The following is a 17,764-nucleotide window of genomic DNA, read 5'->3' as shown; positions in this document are numbered from 1 at the left end:
TTGTTAGCCTATCCGCCACATATTTTTCTTCTCTTTGCACCGCCTTTCCCACATACCTGCATGACCCTTCCATCTACACCCCTATTTTCGCATATGTCGCTCCTTTTTTGTTTTCTTAACTTCTCTTAAGAAACTTTCCTTTTCTTTTAGAAAAGAAACATAGTTTGGACACATTTGTTTCCTATAATGAATTCAGATAGTTGATACGACATCAACTATCTCCCCCTCACACAAATTGTCCATTGGACAACACACCCAGTGGAACAATTTACTCTCATTCCTTTAGATAACTATAACGACAACGAAACCCGTTAGCCGAAAGGTTAACGGGTTTTCGCTGTCTGCTTCTATTCTTTTTCGAGCTCTCACAGATGCTTCCGAGAGAGCTCTTTCTGGTTTATCTCTTTTCCGTTCTCTTTTTTGTCACCTGCAGAATTCCGCCTGCTGACAGGAGCAGTGCCAACGTATATCCCGCCAGCGATCCTGCGTCTGCGGTTTTTGGTGCTTTCTTCCTGCTTTCCTGTACGGTCTGCCCCTTTTTGCTTTCAGGTGTTCCGTTATCTCCAGGCGTTACATGATCCGGCTTCGGTGGTTCTTCCCGGATCTCCGTGTTCGTGATCACCGTTTCCGTCTCTTTTGCGTCATAGCTTACGGTATACTTGCGGTCATTTATCACCAGCATACCGTCCTTCTCTCCCACTTCCTGCACGGTATATCGATTTGGCTCCTTTTGGTCGATCTTGTCTACCACCGGAAGATCCGTAAAGGTGTGACTCCAGTTTCCTGTTTCGTTTAGGGCCACGGCCTTCCCAAATGCCTCTCCATTTTTCAGAAGCTGCACAGTAATCTCTTTTGCCCCGGCAGTTCCTTTCCAGATCTTGGAAACCTTCATGGTGGTGATTCCCGGAGTCAATGTGCCCATATCGGTGTACTGTTTATTGGTTATCACAAAGCCATTGGCTTCGTCGCCGGTTACACGAACCTCATACTTTCTGCCGTCCAGCTGGATCCTTCCGTCTTTTTCCTGCACTTCCCGCACGGAATAGGTGATGGGCTTTAAGGTATCTCCCTCTTTCTGTACCCCCGGAAGATTCTCAAAGGTATAGGTCCAGCCATCTGCCGCCGTCAGTTCTTTCATTCCATTTTCTACCTGGCTTTCTGTGCCATCCACCGTCCGGTAAAGCTGCACATAGACGGCAGCCGCCGGTATGGTCTTTTCTCCTGCCCACTCTTTTGTGACTTTTATCTGCTTTTTAGGCATATAGGTATTGGTAATGACTACTTCTTTAGCGGAAGGCTGTGTCATCTTTACCGAATAGCTGTGTCCATTCAGGGTAATAACACCGTCTGCTTCCCCTACTTCTTTTATCTCATACACATTTCCCTGTGCCTGCTGGATGGTGTCTACCACCGGAAGCTGTTCAAAGGTATGGGTCCAGCCATTTCCCTCATGCAAGGCAACGGTGCTTCCTTCCGGCTCCCCGTTTTTATACAGCTGTACCTGTATCTCTGCCTCTGCCACTTCTCCGACCCAGGTCTTGGACACCTTCAACTGCGTCGTCCCCGGTGTCAGCATTCCCATATCCGTATACTGTCGATTGGCAATGGTAAATCCGTTCTCCTGGCTTCCGCTGATGGTTACCTGATACTTCTTTCCTTCCAACTGGACCGTCCCATTGTCCGTCATTCCTTTTTCTTTCACCGAGTAGGCGATGGGCTTGGTTTGTCCGCCAACTTCTTCTGTTACCGGCAGGTCTGCAAACACCTTTTTCCAGCCTCCGGCGGCCGTCAGCTCTTCTGTTTTTACCAGCGTCGGCTGTCCGCCTCCCACGCTCTTGTACAGCTCCGCCTCCACTTTTTCTGTTGGCTGGGTCACACCGCCTTGCCATTCTTTTGTTACCTGCACATCTGTCAGCTGTGTGTTGGTAACCGTATAATACTTCGTCTGAGGCTCTTTCTCTGCCTCCGCCATCGTATCATTTTCGTAAGCCACTGCGACTGCATAAGTATGATTTCCCAGTGTTACTTTTCCGTCTTTCGTTCCCTTTTCTTCAACAGTATATTTGTCAAACAGTGGATTCCCTTCCTGATCTACCATTTTCAGATCCTGGAATTCCACGTAATCTACGGCTGAATCTTTTGGAAGGGTCTTCTCTATTTCTTTTTCTCCACCTTTCAGAACAAAGGTCACATCCTCTTTATCAGAAGCGTTCCATACCTTTTTTACCCGCACGGCGATCCGCCCCTGCTGATAGACAGCGTAGGTATGAAGGGTATTCTTTTCTTCCACGCTCAGGATATCTGTGATCTGTGTATTTGTATCCTTGTGCCAGGTACCGGTAAAGGTAGCCTTTGCAAAGTCGTACTTCTCACTGTCCTGCGGTGTCTTTTGTTCCTCATTGTAAATCGGCTTCTCTTTCCATGCCCCTTTGTACCATCCACGGAATCCATAGCTTTCATTTGCCACAGTAAGGGACGGGATCACCTCCGTTGCAGTCAGCTCTGTCGCCGCTGCGTGATTCATGGATACCTTCGGCGCTCCGTCGCCGGATCTGTAAAAGGTGTACAGCTGCTCCAGCTTCTGTCCTGCCGGTTCTGTATCTGCCATTCCCCCTTCCATCGTCGCCGAGGAATGGTTGCTGTGGTAGATCATTTTGGCCCTCTGCCCCAGCACGATGGTGGAAGCCTCCGGATCATACACATAGTCCCACAGCGCCGGGCTTGTATGGTCCTCTACCGTTGCGATCTTACTTGCCTCTACCGTCCGGGATACATAATGAAGCTTTTTGGCGTCCTCCGGTGTCGGCGTGTAGCCCGCTGCGGTTCCCGCCGGCTTATAGGCTGCCTTCAGGTCTGCGTCCGTCACCCCTTTTCCTACCAGATAGCCTACATATCGGTTGGCGGTTTCCGCAAAGTCCTCCTGAAACACCTGATCATTCGCTGCATTTGGCGCTTCGCTGATGGAAACATTGATCACGGAATTTCTGGGTCCGCTTAATAGGATGGCGGATGTCTTGTCAAACACCCTCACGTCGTTGCCATCAAAGGAAGCATCCGTTCCCACGATCACATCCTGCTTGGCGTAGATATTGTCTCCGCTGTGTTCTGCCTTAAATTGATGGTTGCCGCTATTAAAGTATTTGTTCTTTACGTTGTTCTCAAACACAGCGCTGTGAACGTTCAGGTATCCGTCGTTCATCACTCCTGCCCCCATCTGGGTGGTGGTGTTGTTTTTTACCTGCGCATGATCCTCGAACGTAAGATTTCCCTTATTGTAAACGGCCGCTCCATAGTTGGCAGTCATGTACTCGATCGTCCCGTCTGCCACTACCACGTTAGAACCCGGAGCGATATAGAGCCCGGCGCCTGCCGATTCTGCGTTCCATGTATATGCATGGGCATTCTGCAGGGTAGATTTCTCTATCCGAAGATCTACCGTCGTGTTTCCATATTCCTTGGTCGCTCCGTTTCTGTGTCCTACGGAGATGATTCCTCCCGTGTGATCCACCATGAAATTTTTCAGAGTCGTCCCTTTGATATGTGCCTTTGCCGAAGCCCCGTTTTCAAATGCGATCGCTCCGCCGTACTTGGCTGATTTATATGTACCGGCTGCATTCCAGGATGCTCCGTTTCCTGTCAGGCTGGAATCATACAGATTCAGTTCTCCGCCGCCTACCACATCGATAAATCCGCCTGCAAAGGCAACTGTGGGATACGATCCCCCTGCCGTTTTCTCCATGGTAAACGTTGTATTTGTCACCGTCAGGTAGGAGTTCTCCGACATGATGGCGCCGCCCGACGTTCCGAAGTATGTTGACGCTTCCGGCTTCGTAGGAAGCTGTCCTCCCACCAGCTTGAAGGTAGAATCTTTTATGACGTTATGATCCAGTTTCTGTCCGGACTTTTCAAATTTGATAGCGCCGCCGGTATCAAAGCCGCCCTTTACTACAAAGTCCACATTGTAAGCTCTTATGATACTGTCCGTTGCCTCGATGGCGCCGCCCTGGTATCCGCCTACGTTGGAGGCTGTAACATAATTGTGATTGCCATCAAAGATGGTCCGGTCTTCTGCCCCGTCGGAGTTGATGTACAGCAGAGAACCTCCTTCCAACTTGATGGCACCGCCCTCTCCCGTAGTCCCTCTCTTTGTCTCCGTTGTCCCACTGTAATTGTCGTAAAATGCTCCGCCTCTCATCGAAATGATCGATTTGCCTCCGCAGTAGATAGCTCCGCCGTGGGCGGCGAGCGCCGGATCGTTGGGATGCTCCACTACAGGCGTCGCTTTTTTCGCATAATTGTCACGGAAAACCGTGTCCAGCAGGGACAGCTTTCCTTCCTGCTCCAGATAGATAGCCCCGCCCTGATAGCTTTGCCTGTTGACTCCCGATTCATCCAGTTTTTTCTGGAAAGTGTCCGTCGAACCGTTTTTGACGGTCACCTGCTCCAGACTCACCTCTGCTCCCAGGATCTTAAGTAGCCGTCCTTTTTCCGCTCCGTCCAGCGTGCCGTTCCGGATAATCACCGACACATTCTCTCCCCGTATCTGGAACATCTCTTCTATGTTGTTTCCCAGCGTCAGGGTGTGCCCCTTCAAATCGATCACCGTACTCCCGCTCTCGAAAATGAGAGGCTGCGTAATAGTGATGTTTGTTGTAACCACGGGATTGTTCCCCAATTCTGCCCGCAGTTCACTTTCACTGCTTACATTCCCTGCCTGCACCGCCTGTGCGGGAAGCAGGAGCAGAAGCAGCATCAACCCTAGTTGAAAACCTTTTTTCATCCCCTAAATTCTCCTTTTTTTATTGTGATAATTCTCCGATTCTATTATATCTTATACTTCTCCAAAAGGCTATCTAATAAATGGGTTTGTTTTTGATGTATTTTAATTAGTTTTTCTCTCAAACTATTTTTTCTGGATATTTTTTATTCTGTGCAAAAAAGCCAAAAAAAAGCAGAGAAACTCCGTCACAAAAAACTCACAAAGGGCTTACGAAGAAAGCAGCGCAAAAAGAGACGGACGATTTTCCGAAAGCTTCTGGTCTGCCGGGAAAAATATCCGTCTCTTTTTTCTTATATTTTGTTTTTTCTTCCCTCGTTCGGTTCCTTCTTAGCCTTGCAGCCTCCGTCTCTTTTCCATGCGTTTCCTTAGGCACCATACCCCCGCCGCCAGGCTTCCTGTTCCGACCCAGATCCAACCGTCAGCTTTGTCTCCTGTTTTTGGCTGCCTCTTTCCTTTGGGCTTCTCCGGCTTAGGCGCCGGAGTTGTCTCTGTGACCTTGGGCTGCGTTACCACATCCATCTTCCACTGATTCTTTCCTGCTTCCTCCTGATACTCCGCCAGCGGAACCGACCACAGGCTGGCGCCCATCCGAACACGGTCTTCTCCCACGTCTACCGTCTGCTCCTGCACCGCCAGATACATGCCCGGCTTTAGCTGTCGGAACAAAACCTGTCCGGCTTCATCGCTAATCCCTGCCTGCAACCCTGCCTGATTTTTCTGTGCGCTCCGTTCCAAACGCTTTGCCGATTCTATGGATTCTTCCGTTGTCATACCGGCAAATACTACCTGACTGTCTTGAAAAGAAGGCGTCAGGGAGTACACCGCACTTCCTCCTTCCACTGTCAGATCAGCCACCTGATACAGATGGATCCTGGCTCCCGGGATCGGCAGCGTTTGCCCCGTCCTGTCCTGATAATGCAACTGGATCCGAAGGGAACACTCTGCCCCTTGTTCCAGTGGTGGCACCCTGTCCTTTTCTCTTCCCTCTTCCGCCGTTCCTTGTATCTGGAACAGGGCGGCTCCTATACAGGCCGCCAGCATTGCATACCGGATTCGTTTTCTCCAGCAGGTTCTTTCTTTCCTCATGATCCCGTTTCCTTTCTGCTGTCACGGTGTTTTTTCCTTTTCCCCAGTCCCGCCGCCAGAAGCAGAAACACTCCCAACCCTCCGGCCAGCAGGAACAGCTTTCTATCATGTAAAATCGACAGGGCTTCTTCTTTTTCTGGTTCTTTATAGGGAATCCGATGTCCCTGTACCAGTAATCGGTGTGTATTGATACTATAAGGTGTACAGGTAAGAAGCGTTGCCCGATCTTCCTTTTCCTGTAATTTTAAGGCCTCGGTTTCTTCCGGCAGGACTACCTGAATCTGATCCACCTGATAAGCCAGCACCCGATCCAGGGTATGGATATAAAAAACATCCTTCTTTTTCATCTGATCCAGATCGGTAAACAGCTTGGCGCTGGGCAGTCCCCGGTGCGCCGATAATACCGTATGACTTCCCTTTCCTCCCACCGGAAGACTGGTTCCGCGGATATGCCCGCAGCCCTGATCCAGCGCCTCCTTTCCTGTGCCATGATAGATGGCCAGACGCAGGTTGATTTTAGGGATGACCAGATATCCCATCACCCCGTTTTTCAGAGGATTCAGAAGTTCATCGTAAGGGTGGCTTTTAATGTATTCTTCCGTGTCTTTTTCAAAGACATCGTAGACTACATTCTGCTTGTGCTGTCGATTGTATTCCACCGCCTCCTGCCAGCTGTCTTCCAAGACCCGCCTTGGCTGCGCCTCTATTTTCCGGGAATAGGTATCGATCAGTCTGCTATTTCTGTAGCGGTTCCACTGGTCGCTGATGACCGGATAGGTAAGGATTCCCAGTCCGACGAGAAATAGCAGCAGGATTCCCGCTTCCACCACACCAAACCGTTTTCTTTTCCCTCCCGGATCATCTTTTCTTTTTTTCATCATTTCTTTTTCTGCTTCCGCTGTTTTCTATAATTCCAGCCTCCCACCAGGATGCCGGCCAAAAGTAGTCCTCCCAGAGCACTAAGAATCTGACCCAACAGCAGATTCGGATCTTTCCGGCCTTCTTTTGCCCGATCGCTCTCGTATTCCTTTTCCCGGAACGGAACCCGGTGTCCTCTCACCAACAATCGCCGGGTGTTCACTCCGTAAGGCGTACAGGTCACCAGAGTTGCCAGATCTTCCCCTTCCTGTATTCTCAGAGAACTTACCTGTTCCGGAGCCACCGTTTGGATCTGGTCGATTTTGTAAGCCAGTGTTCTGTCCAATATATGAAAGTAAAACACATCCCCTGTTTTCAGTAAGGGCAGATCCGTAAACAATTTGGCACTGGGCAGTCCCCGGTGCGCCGAGATCACAGTATGAGTGCTGCTGCCTCCCACGGGAAGCGAGCTCCCAAACAGATGACCGGCGCCTTTTTCCAAAACCTCTTTGGTGGTGTAATGATAAATAGGGATGCTGATGGAAATATCCGGGATCTCCACAAATCCCATGATCCCGTCTCCCGTAAGGTTCAGCAGGGCTTCATACGCTTCATCCCGGATCCCCTCCCTGACAGAAAAGGCATCCGGAACTTTTTCTTTTTGAAGCTGCCCGTTATAGGCCTCTGCTGCCTGCAGCATACGGGCAGTATCTTCTTTTGCTTCCTTTTGGACCGCCTTCCGATATGTCTGCTCCAGTTTTTTTGCACGATAGCTGTTCCACCGGTCACTGACTGTCGGATACAGAAGAATTCCCAATCCTATCAGGAATATCAGCAGCAATGGTAGATTTGTCTTCTTCCTCATAGGACACTCCCACTATTGCAGGAAACCGGCAAAAGCCGGTTCCATACATACTCTATCCATTCTTTTTCTGTCTTTTGAAAAACAGGATGGCTGCCAGAGTCATTACGATCACGCCCAGCGCGGTAAAGAGATAGGTTCCCATCCCTCCGGTAGACGGGAGCGCATTCAGCTTGGTGTTTTTAATGGTTTCTGCCAAAAGCACTGTTCCGGATCCTGCCGGATTGCTCTCTGTCAGAGCTACACTGTTTTCTGTGGTAGTAGAGGCTTTTACATACGCCGCCTTGGCTCCTGCTGTCGCTGCCGTCTCCTCTGTAAACTGACTTATCTCATAAAAGACGCCTGCCTTGATCCAGCCGACCTGTGTCTTATCCATTGCTTCGCCGGAATTGGTGGTGTAATCCACCTTGGTGGATTGAACGGAGCTGGTAGTCGTTGCCGTTGCCCAGCTTGCTTCTACTTCATAAATCGTCTCATTCAGAGAATATCCCGTAGGTGCCGTGATCTCCTTGATGTAGTAGGTTCCCTTTCCTACATGGGTAGAAAGGGCAATTCCCTTTTCGTTCGTTTTCACGATATCTACCAGCTTGGTTGCCTTGTTATCCAGATAAATACCAAAGACTGCATCCTTCAGAGGCTTTGCCTGTGTGCTGTCGTCTGTCTTTTTAAATGCCAGCTGATAGGTGTAAACTTTTTCTTCCTTGTCTTTTTTCGTGTTTCCACTGGCCTCATCTGTGCCGGGTTTATCCTCCGGCGTATCGTGAGTCTGTCCCTTTGTGGGATCATTTGCGTAGATCAGCTCCACCGTGTTGGTATTTCCTGTAGATCCCACCACAGCATCCTTATTGATCACTGCCTTGTAGGTGATCACCGGCGCCGCTCCCATCAGCTTGTCATAATCAAAGTTCAGGTTGAATCCTGTTCTTCCGTCTGTCTCTGTCTTTTGCGCTGCTTTCGCGATCACAACGCCCGCCTGGTTGGTAAAAGTACCGTTCTGGTTGGTGATCGTTTCTCCCTTCCAGGTAATCGTCAGACTTTCATAGTCAAAGGTCAGGCCTTTACTCAAGCGGTCCGCCACAAAAAAGGTCTTGTTTTTTGCGTTCTCCGGATAGCTGGGCAGAGTAGGCGTCAACGTGTATGTCAGCTCTTTTCCGATGGATCCGGTCTGCTTTCCATCATCTTCGACTCCGCCGGAAGCCTTTTTGTCAATTGTAGGTTTCGATGACTTTGCTACTCCCGTCTGTCCATACAGATAATTCTGGGTAGCGTCATAGCTTCCGTTTTGTAAAACGCCTTCTCCGTTATAGGAGGCTGCCAGAAGGATAGGATTGTATACCGTTCCGTCTTCCGCTCCTGTAATCAGCGCGATCCAGATCCCGGCGCCTTCCACCTCCTGCGTTACGGTAGCAGACGTTGCCTGCACTACCTTGGTTGCCTTCGGCGTGATGGTTCCGTCCCCGATCTTCTGGGCAATGTTTACGATTTCCTGAGATTTGGGTTTCGTCAGATCTGCAATCGTGGCATTGTCCGCAAACTCCCATTTTACAAAGGAGCCTCCGCTGTATACTCCGCTTGCGATCTGATAAAACGTAACCTTTGGATTGCCCGTCAATCCCTGTACCTCCAGGTTCGCCTTGTCTGTCGGCTCTGCTGCCTGGGCTTTGCCTGAAAACAGCATTCCTCCCACCAGTACAATGGCCATCATCATGGAAATGACTTTTTTAACCACCTTCATCTTTTCTCTCCTTTCTTTGTACCTCTCTGTTTTATCTTCTTTTTCTTTTTTCTTTCGGATCCACATCCATAGGGCTGCCATCCCCATCAGCAGACCTCCTGCTCCCGTAAAGTACATCGTCCCGATTCCCCCCGAGCTGGGCAACTCATACAGCGGACTGTTTTTTACGGCTACTCCCACTCCAGCTCCCGGCGTATCTGTAATGAGTTCAATGAACGGATGGGTTGCTGTCTGGCCCACAAGTCCTATCTTTCCTTCCTCTGTGACTTCTATCTGAAACACATCTGTCAACAGATAATAACCGGAAGGGGCCGTTACTTCCTTTAGGGTATAGCGCCCCGGGCGGATTCCATAGGCCGTGACGCTTCCGTTTTCTCCTGTCGTAACGGTCTCCTGCGGGTTCCCCGACAGGTCCGGTTCCTTATACACCGGAATGATCTGTCCGTTCTGGTACAGGGAAAACACGGCACCCTGCAGCTTTTTCCCCGGATCTGTCTGATCCGTCTTCTTCAGCACCAGGGGATAGGTCTTGGGCGTGTTGGTAATCCGAAAGGCAGTCTGCCCTCCCTGCTGGAGCTGCTCGACCTTGGAAATATATCCTGCGATCTGTACCTCTTCCACCGTGTAGGAAATCGGAGTGCCGGTGTCGTCCGTTCTCGGAAGCCCTGTAAATCGGCTGCTCCAGTTGTTTCCCGCGTGGAGCAGAACGGTCTGACCGGTAAGCGTTCCATTTTTCTTCAGTTTTATCGTGACCTGGTCTGCGGTATGATTCTCTGCGCCGTCCTGCCAGATTTTCGTTACCGGAAGATCCATCCGAACTTCCTTATTTGCAACCACCAACTGATTTTGCTCCGGGTCATCGGCAAGCTGAATATTATTTTTTTCATATTCCTTCAGCACATATCCCTGCAACAGGCTGCCCACATCCTCCTCTATCAGGTAGGTATATGCTCCTCCGTTTGAATCCCGGATCTCTAGGTCTGACACATCCTTCTGCCACCCCTCTCCCGCTCTGAGGAATATTTCCCGGGAAAAGCCGATATCGACTGTCTGATCAGATCGCTTTCGTTTTAGCGTCACTTTGACCGGCTGCTGGAATGTGGGCTGAAAAACCGTCTGATCCGCCCGGTACCATTTCTTTACGATCCGAAGCCCCGTTTTGACTTTTCTGTTGTGGATAGAAAAGGTGGTTCCCTGCTTGCTGACAGAAGCCTCATAGCCCGGCACTTCCCTTTCCTTGATCCGGTATTCCACTCCCGTAATGGAGGATTCTGAAACCCCCAGACGTTTCGCCAAAAGTTTTCGCATGGACAGTTCATCAGGAACTCTGTAAAATCCACCGCTCCATCCGCTTTCTCCATCGATGTGGATGGTTCTTACCAGCTCTTCTTTCTGCGCACCGTTTACTTTATACCTCCGATACAAATCGACGATGAGCTCCTCATGCTCCTCCGAAGGATCACTCCAGGTTTTGTTTACCTGAAAATCCTTGTACATGACCGAATAGTTGCTAAACGACTGTGTGCTGATAGAGGTCCATACAAAATTGGTTCGTTTTACCGCAGAAGATCCCGCCGGGTTTCTGGAGAGATTTCCCATGGTAAAGTTTAGATGATCTGTCTGCGCAGTCGTAAACATCACAGAATTCAGCGACCAGTTCGGATGTGTCGGATTGTCCCCGTCCCAGTAAACAGAGCCTCCGTTATACGCATATTGTCTGCCAGTCGAGGTATCGCCGTCATAATACGTTTCTATATGGCTGTTTGGGACCTTGTAAACGCCCGACACTGTTCCCGGCTGTGGAAATACATACTCCGGTCCATATGCCGCAGGATAAGGCTGCTCATCGTCTTGTATCCTCGCTTCATTCAGAGAATTGATGGTGTAATAGGCTGCTGTCTCATCTCCGAATACTCCGCTGGGAAACTGGATCTGGCTTCCCGATTTACTGTAAAACTTCAGGTCTACATTGATCTCCAGCACATTCTGCCAGCACCAGCCATGATATAGGCTATGGCTGATCTGAAGAATAGGGTAGTAGGTATTGTTGCCATAATCACGCATATTCCAGCTGGCTCCCGGCGTCCTGTTTTTCATAGGTGTCACCTTGATCCTGGCAACAGCATCTACCACTTCTCCGTTATAGTAGGCCGCGTTTGTATACTTCACATCCACCCACATCTGCGTGGTGCTTAAGGACTTATCTGCCGAGTTCCATCCGGCCTGTGAATCTGTACTATGATTGTAGGTGTATACTGTATGAGAACCCTGAAACCGGACTGCTTCCACTCTTCCTCCCGCCGCCATATTGGAAAATCTGTTTCGGGAGGCAACGCTCCAGTCTCCGTTCCACAAGGCTCCTCCGTCACTTGCTGCAGAGGCGGCCAGCGAGGCCCGATCGGAAACAGAGCTTCCTGTTCCAATGATCTGTGCCCTGGCGCCCGGCATGTTTTCGATGATCTGCAAATAATTGGCCGGTGCGATATCAGACGCCGCCACAGTGGTCGGAGGGGTGACCTGACTGCCTGCCCCTGCTCGGAGCATAACTGCCACACCTTCCTCTTCTATGGAAAATGCCCGGGCGTTCCATTCTATATCCAAATTCTCCTCTATCTTCCCCGCTTCTTCGTCCTCTCGCGATATTCCTCCATCCTCAGTCGTTTCCATTTGCTTTTCCGCTGTTTGTGGCGATTCTTCCGCAAATGACAGGAATACCTGCAGCAAACAAATCAGCAAAACCAGCGCTAGTGTTCCTATCCGCCTGATTTTTTTCATCCTTTTTCTCACCCCCCTTTTTTCTATTTTCAGAATAAACTTCTTTTTATATCTGTCTGTTTGTTCTACTCTCCCTCTTTCGTGCTCCAATTATACCCCCCCCCCCCCCCCCCGGAAATTGCAAGAATAATTTCATTCCTTCTTGCAATTTCCGGGGATTTTCCTCGATCATATAAATTTTTTCTACTTTTGTGCAATTTCCTATCTCAAAGATAGGAATATCTTCGTTTGCGTCTTGCATTTCGTATCGTTTTGCAGGATTTTCCCCACAAAAGTTCCACTGTTTCCACTATCTACCCGCCTCCTGTTCCTGTAAGACAGCAAAACACTGCTTCTTTTCACTTTGGACAATCCTGTCGTGAAAAGAAGCAGTGTCGTTGCTTTTCTCTCTGTTCTATTTTTTAGCAAGCCCTTCTGTCTGCCGTCAGTCCTCACAGCTTCCAAATACCTGTGGGCTTTTCTGTTTTCTATCCTCTGTCTCCCATGGGGATATATGCCTTATACGGCGTCAGAGGCTTATATGCCGGACGTATGATCTTATCCACATTTTTCAGCTCTTCCAGCCTGTGGGCGCTCCAGCCTACGATCCTTGCCGTCGCAAAAATCGGTGTGTAAAGGGATGCCGGAAGATCCAACATGCCATACACCAGCCCGCTGTAAAAGTCCACATTGGCATTTACGCCTTTATAGATCTTTCTCTTTCTTGCGATCACCTCCGGCGCCATGTGTTCCACCATCTCATAGAGTGCATATTCCTTCTCATATCCCTTTTCTGTTGCCAGCTGCTTGACAAACTGCTTAAAGATCTCCGCTCTTGGGTCGGACACAGAATAAACGGCGTGCCCCATTCCATAGATCAGCCCTTTCTGATCAAATGCTTTTTTGTCCAACAGATTCTCCAGATAGTTTTCCACTGCCTCTTTGTCCGTCCAGTCCTTCAGGCTGTTTTTCATATCCTCAAACATCTGGGTCACCTTAATATTGGCGCCGCCATGCTTGGGACCTTTTAACGATGCCATGGCTGCCGCCATGGTGGAATAGGTATCTGTCCCCGAAGAAGTAACCACATGAGTCGTGAAGGTGGAGTTGTTTCCGCCGCCGTGATCCATATGCAGGACCAGTGCCATATCCAGGATCCTTGCCTCCAGCTTGGAATAGGTCCGGTTTTCCCGAAGCATCATCAGGATATTCTCCGCTGTGGAAAGCTCTTTTGAAGGTGCATAGATAAAAAGGTCTTCCCCTCTTCTGTAATTATAGGCATGATATCCGTACAGCATCAGCATGGGAAATTGACTGATCAGATTCAGACACTGCCGCAGCACATTAGGGATCGAGGTATCGTCCGCCTTGGAATCGTAGCTGTATAAATTCAAAATGGACCGGGACAGACTGTTCATCATATCTCTGCTGGGCGCCTTCATGATCACATCCCGTACAAAGGTGGGCGGCAGCGTCCTGCGCTCTGCCAGTACCTCTTCAAAGGCTTTTAACTGACTGCTACCGGGCAGCTCCCCAAACAAAAGCAAGTATGCCGTTTCTTCAAACCCAAAATGATCTGCCTCCAGAAATCCTTTTACCAGATCCTTGATGTTATATCCCCGGTAATACAGATTTCCCTCGCAGGGAACTTCCTCTCCGTCAATGATCTTTTTGGCACAGACGTCGGAAATATTGGTCAGTCCTGCCAGGACTCCCTTCCCGTTCAGGTCTCGCAGTCCTCTCTTTACCTCATAGCGGGTGTAAAGTTCTTTATCGATGGCATTGTTTTCCTCACAAAGCTTTGCATATGCTTCGATTTCCGGTGTCACTTCAAATACTGCGTAATTCTCTCGATTTCCCATAGGGCACCTCCTTGTCTGTGTACTGCTCCGTCTGCATTTTCTGCTTGCCTGTCTCTATCCTACATCCTCCTTGTTTCCTGCTTTCTGCTCAATTCATTGGCCAGAACCGCAAATTCTTCCAGTGTCAGCGCTTCTCCTCTGACGCTGCTGCCTCTTCCCAGCTTCTCAATGGCTTCTTCTATTTCCTCTTTGGTAAATCCCGATTCTCTCAGCGTCTTCAATCCGTTTGCCAGCGTCTTTCTTCTTTGATGGAAGGATGCCCGGATGATCTGAAACAAAAGAGTTTCATCCTCTACCTCCACCGGCGGCTCTGTATGTCTGGTCAGCCGTATTACTGCAGATCCCACATTTGGCCGGGGCATGAAGCAGTTGGGCGGTACATTGGCTGCCAGGTACGGTTTTGCATAATATTGTACTGCCAGAGAAAGTGCTCCATACTCCTTGCTTCCCGGTCCCGTCTTCATCCGGTCTGCCACCTCTTTTTGCACCATCACAGTCATGCTTTCCATCGGCACTTCTTTTTCAAACAGACCCATAATGATAGGAGTCGTAATATAATAAGGAAGATTTGCCACTACCTTTACCGGTCTTCCTTCATTTTCTTTCTCCACCAGTTCTTTCAGATCCAGCTTCAGCACGTCCTGATGGATCACCTTTACATTTGGATATTCCTGCAAGGTATCTGCCAGCACCGGGATCAGGCTGGCGTCGATCTCCACCGCCACCACCTTGCGGGCCGCCTTTGCCAGGTACTGTGTCAGTGTCCCGATGCCGGGACCGATCTCCAAAACCATATCTTCTTTCGTAATCTCTGCCGCCGCTACGATCTTATCCAGTACGTGTGGATCGATGAGAAAATTCTGTCCGTATCGTTTTTTAAACGACAGTCTGTGCTTCTTCAGTATTTCAATTGTGTTCTGCGGATTCCCTAAACTTGGCTCTGCCATCCCTTCGCTCCTGTCCTGTTATTTCCACTTATTATATCTGATTTCCGGGAATTTTTCCATAAAATTGTCTGGCATTTTCCCTGGTCTGCCTCAACACCGCTTCTGCTGAGATCCCCTTTATCTGTGCAAGCGCCTCTGCCACATAATAAATATAAAGAGAATTGTTTCTTTTTCCTCGAAACGGCTCTGGCGCCAGGTAAGGCGCATCTGTTTCCAGCAAGATCCTCTCCAAAGGGATCACTGCTGCCGTTTCCTTTAGTTTCCTGGCATTCTTAAAGGTCAGGACGCCTCCTATACCGATCTGATATCCCATCCTGACATACTCTTCGGCCTGCTCTCTTCCGTAGGAATAGCAATGGATGACTGCTTTCATTCCCTGCCCATGCCGCTTCATGATCTCCATGGTATCGGCTGCCGCATCCCTGCTGTGAATCACCACCGGAAGCTGCTGTCGCCTTGCCAGTTCCAACTGCCGGATCATCCAATGCTTCTGCGTTTCCTTCCCTTCTACATTCCAGTGATAATCCAGACCGATCTCTCCCACAGCCACTACCTTGGGATGCTGTACATAAGCCTCCAGCCTTGCAAATCTCTCCTCTGTCAGCTCTCCTACCGCATCCGGATGCACTCCCATGGCTCCATAAAGAAAGGGAAATTCCTCCGTTAATCTCAGGATCCGCTCCAGTGAGCGATAATCCGATCCGATATTAATGATTGCTTCCACTCCCTGTGCTTCCATGGACAAGAGCAATTCTTTCCTGTCCGGGTCAAATTGCTCGTCATCATAATGTGCATGTGTATCTATGATCATCGTTTCTCCCTCCCTGAAACATGCCGGATCCTGCCGTCCTGGTTTCAGTCGCTTTTCTGTCCAAAAAGGACGAGTCGTACCCGGCTCGCCCTTCTTTCTATTTTGTCACAAATGCATCTAGCAGATGGAAGCTCCTGCCGGCATCTCTTCGTCCGGAACCATCACGGCCAGTCTTCCATTAGCGTCTTCTGCCGACAGGATCATCCCTTCTGACAAAAGCCCTGCCAGCTTCGCCGGTTTCAGATTGACCAGCACCATTACTTTTTTTCCTACCATCTCTTCCGGTTGATAGCAAGATTTGATTCCGGAAACGATCTGCCTGATCCGGTCTCCCGTTTTCACCTGAAGACAGAGCAGCTTTCTGGACTTTTTCACTTCCTCGCAGGCAACCACTTCTCCCACCTGAAATTGCAGCTTCTCAAACAGATCGTAGGTGATCTCTTCTTTCATCTCCTGATGGATCACATCCTCCTCTGCCCGGTCACTCTCCTTCTTTTCTTTTGCAAGCTGTGCTTCTTTTTCTTCCAGCTCCTTTAGAAAAGCTTCCGCATCGATCCTGGCAAAAAGGATCTCCGGCTGCTCTGTAACCTTGTCTGTCCCCATCTGCTTCCGGATCTTTTCGGAAGTCTCCGGCATAAACGGCTCCAAAAGAGCGGCTCCTTCCTTGATCCCTTCTGCCAGACGATACAAAACGGTTTCCAGCCTGTCCCTGCTTGCCTCTTCTTTGGCCAAAACCCAGGGCATCGTCTCATCAATATATTTATTACAGCGTTTGAAAATCTGGAAAATTTCCGTGATGGCGTCTGCCACCCGCAGCTCCTCCATTTTTTCTCCCACCTTCTTCTTTGCCTCCGAAATCACAGCCTTCAGTTCTTCATCCACCGGATCGGTCGCCTGTTTATCCTTCACGACTCCGTCAAAATACTTGTTTGTCATGGAGATCGTTCGGTTCACCAGATTTCCCAGCGTATTTGCAAGGTCTGCATTGATTCTTTCGATCATCAGCTCCCAGGAGATCACTCCATCGTTATCAAACGGCATCTCATGCAGAACAAAATACCGGACAGCGTCTACGCCAAAGGCTTCTACCAGCTGGTCCGCATATAATACATTTCCCTTGGATTTACTCATCTTCCCGTCTCCCTGCAGCAGCCAGGGATGTCCGAATACCTGCTTTGGCAGCGGCAGATCCAGCGCCATGAGGAAGATCGGCCAGTAAATAGTATGGAAACGAATGATATCCTTTCCGATCAGATGCAGGTCTGCCGGCCAGTCCCTCCGGAACTGTTGGGTATGATCTCCGTCTGCATCATAGCCGATCCCGGTAATATAGTTGGTCAGGGCATCCAGCCATACATACACCACGTGCCCCGGCGCAAAGTCCACCGGGATCCCCCACTGGAAGGAAGTTCTGGAAACACAAAGATCCTGCAGGCCCGGCAGCAGAAAATTATTCATCATCTCATTTTTGCGGGACACCGGCTGGATAAATTCCGGGTGTGTCTCTATGTGGTGGATCAGCCGGTCCGCATACTTACTCATACGGAAGAAGTACGCTTCCTCCTTTGCCGGATGCACCTCTCCGCCACAATCCGGACATTTTCCGTCCTTCAGCTGGGCTTCCGTAAAAAAGGACTCACAGGGCGTACAGTACATGCCCTCATAATGGCCCTTGTAGATATCTCCCTGCTCGTACAGTTTTTTGAAGATCTTCTGCACCTGTTTTTCATGCTCTTCGTCTGTTGTCCGGATAAATTTGTCGTAGGACGTGTTCATCATATCCCACACTGCTCTTACTTCTTCCGCCACTTTATCCACGTAGGCCTTGGGCGTAACCCCTGCCTCCTGCGCCTTCAGCTCTATCTTCTGTCCGTGCTCATCTGTTCCCGTCTGGAAAAACACCTCATACCCCTGGCTTCTTTTATATCGCGCGATGGCATCGGCCAGCACGATCTCGTAAGTATTTCCGATATGCGGTTTTCCGGATGTATAAGCGATCGCTGTCGTCATATAATACTTCTCTGCCATAGTCCTCTCCTTCTCCCACTTTCCTTTTCCCTGTTTTCCGG

General features: G+C 49.6%; 9 protein-coding genes. All 9 read right to left on the bottom strand.

The window, feature by feature from the left end; all coding sequences use genetic code 11:
* Positions 1–397: 397 nt before the first annotated feature.
* Entirely contained in the window at positions 398–4,780 is a 4,383-nt protein-coding gene (locus SOW26_RS00765; RefSeq protein WP_320651705.1) for a Cna B-type domain-containing protein, read from the bottom strand.
* Between the two features lie 327 nt (positions 4,781–5,107).
* Positions 5,108–5,866: an isopeptide-forming domain-containing protein gene (locus SOW26_RS00760; protein ID WP_276958891.1), complete on the bottom strand. Its 759-nt coding sequence runs from the start codon at positions 5,864–5,866 to the stop codon at positions 5,108–5,110.
* Positions 5,863–6,747 (bottom strand): class C sortase, encoded by an 885-nt coding sequence (locus SOW26_RS00755; protein WP_276958888.1) that lies wholly within the window; start codon positions 6,745–6,747, stop codon positions 5,863–5,865. Before SOW26_RS00755 ends, SOW26_RS00760 begins: the two co-directional genes overlap by 4 nt.
* Positions 6,744–7,589, bottom strand: a complete 846-nt coding sequence (locus SOW26_RS00750; RefSeq protein WP_320651704.1) for a class C sortase — start codon at positions 7,587–7,589, stop codon at positions 6,744–6,746. The genes SOW26_RS00755 and SOW26_RS00750 overlap by 4 nt, the downstream gene beginning before the upstream one ends.
* Before the next feature lie 52 nt (positions 7,590–7,641).
* A complete protein-coding gene (locus tag SOW26_RS00745) occupies positions 7,642–11,988 on the bottom strand; it encodes a SpaA isopeptide-forming pilin-related protein (protein WP_276958883.1) in 4,347 nt (1,448 codons plus the stop codon).
* A 575-nt stretch (positions 11,989–12,563) separates the two neighbouring features.
* On the bottom strand, positions 12,564–13,937 hold the full coding sequence (locus SOW26_RS00740) for a citrate/2-methylcitrate synthase (RefSeq protein WP_276958879.1): 1,374 nt from the start codon (positions 13,935–13,937) through the stop codon (positions 12,564–12,566).
* Positions 13,938–13,996: 59 nt separating this feature from the next.
* Positions 13,997–14,884, bottom strand: a complete 888-nt coding sequence (rsmA, locus tag SOW26_RS00735; protein ID WP_154477070.1) for a 16S rRNA (adenine(1518)-N(6)/adenine(1519)-N(6))-dimethyltransferase RsmA — start codon at positions 14,882–14,884, stop codon at positions 13,997–13,999.
* A gap of 31 nt (positions 14,885–14,915) precedes the next feature.
* Complete coding sequence (locus SOW26_RS00730) at positions 14,916–15,695, bottom strand: TatD family hydrolase (protein WP_320651703.1); 780 nt, start codon at positions 15,693–15,695, stop codon at positions 14,916–14,918.
* A gap of 117 nt (positions 15,696–15,812) precedes the next feature.
* Complete coding sequence (gene metG, locus SOW26_RS00725) at positions 15,813–17,723, bottom strand: methionine--tRNA ligase (protein ID WP_154477073.1); 1,911 nt, start codon at positions 17,721–17,723, stop codon at positions 15,813–15,815.
* Positions 17,724–17,764: the final 41 nt, after the last annotated feature.

The organism is Suipraeoptans intestinalis, from assembly GCF_034091795.1.
GTDB classification, from domain to species: Bacteria; Bacillota; Clostridia; order Lachnospirales; family Lachnospiraceae; genus Suipraeoptans; species Suipraeoptans intestinalis.
The sequence above is the reverse complement of the archived record's forward strand: the minus strand, read 5'-3'. Positions and strand labels throughout refer to the sequence as shown.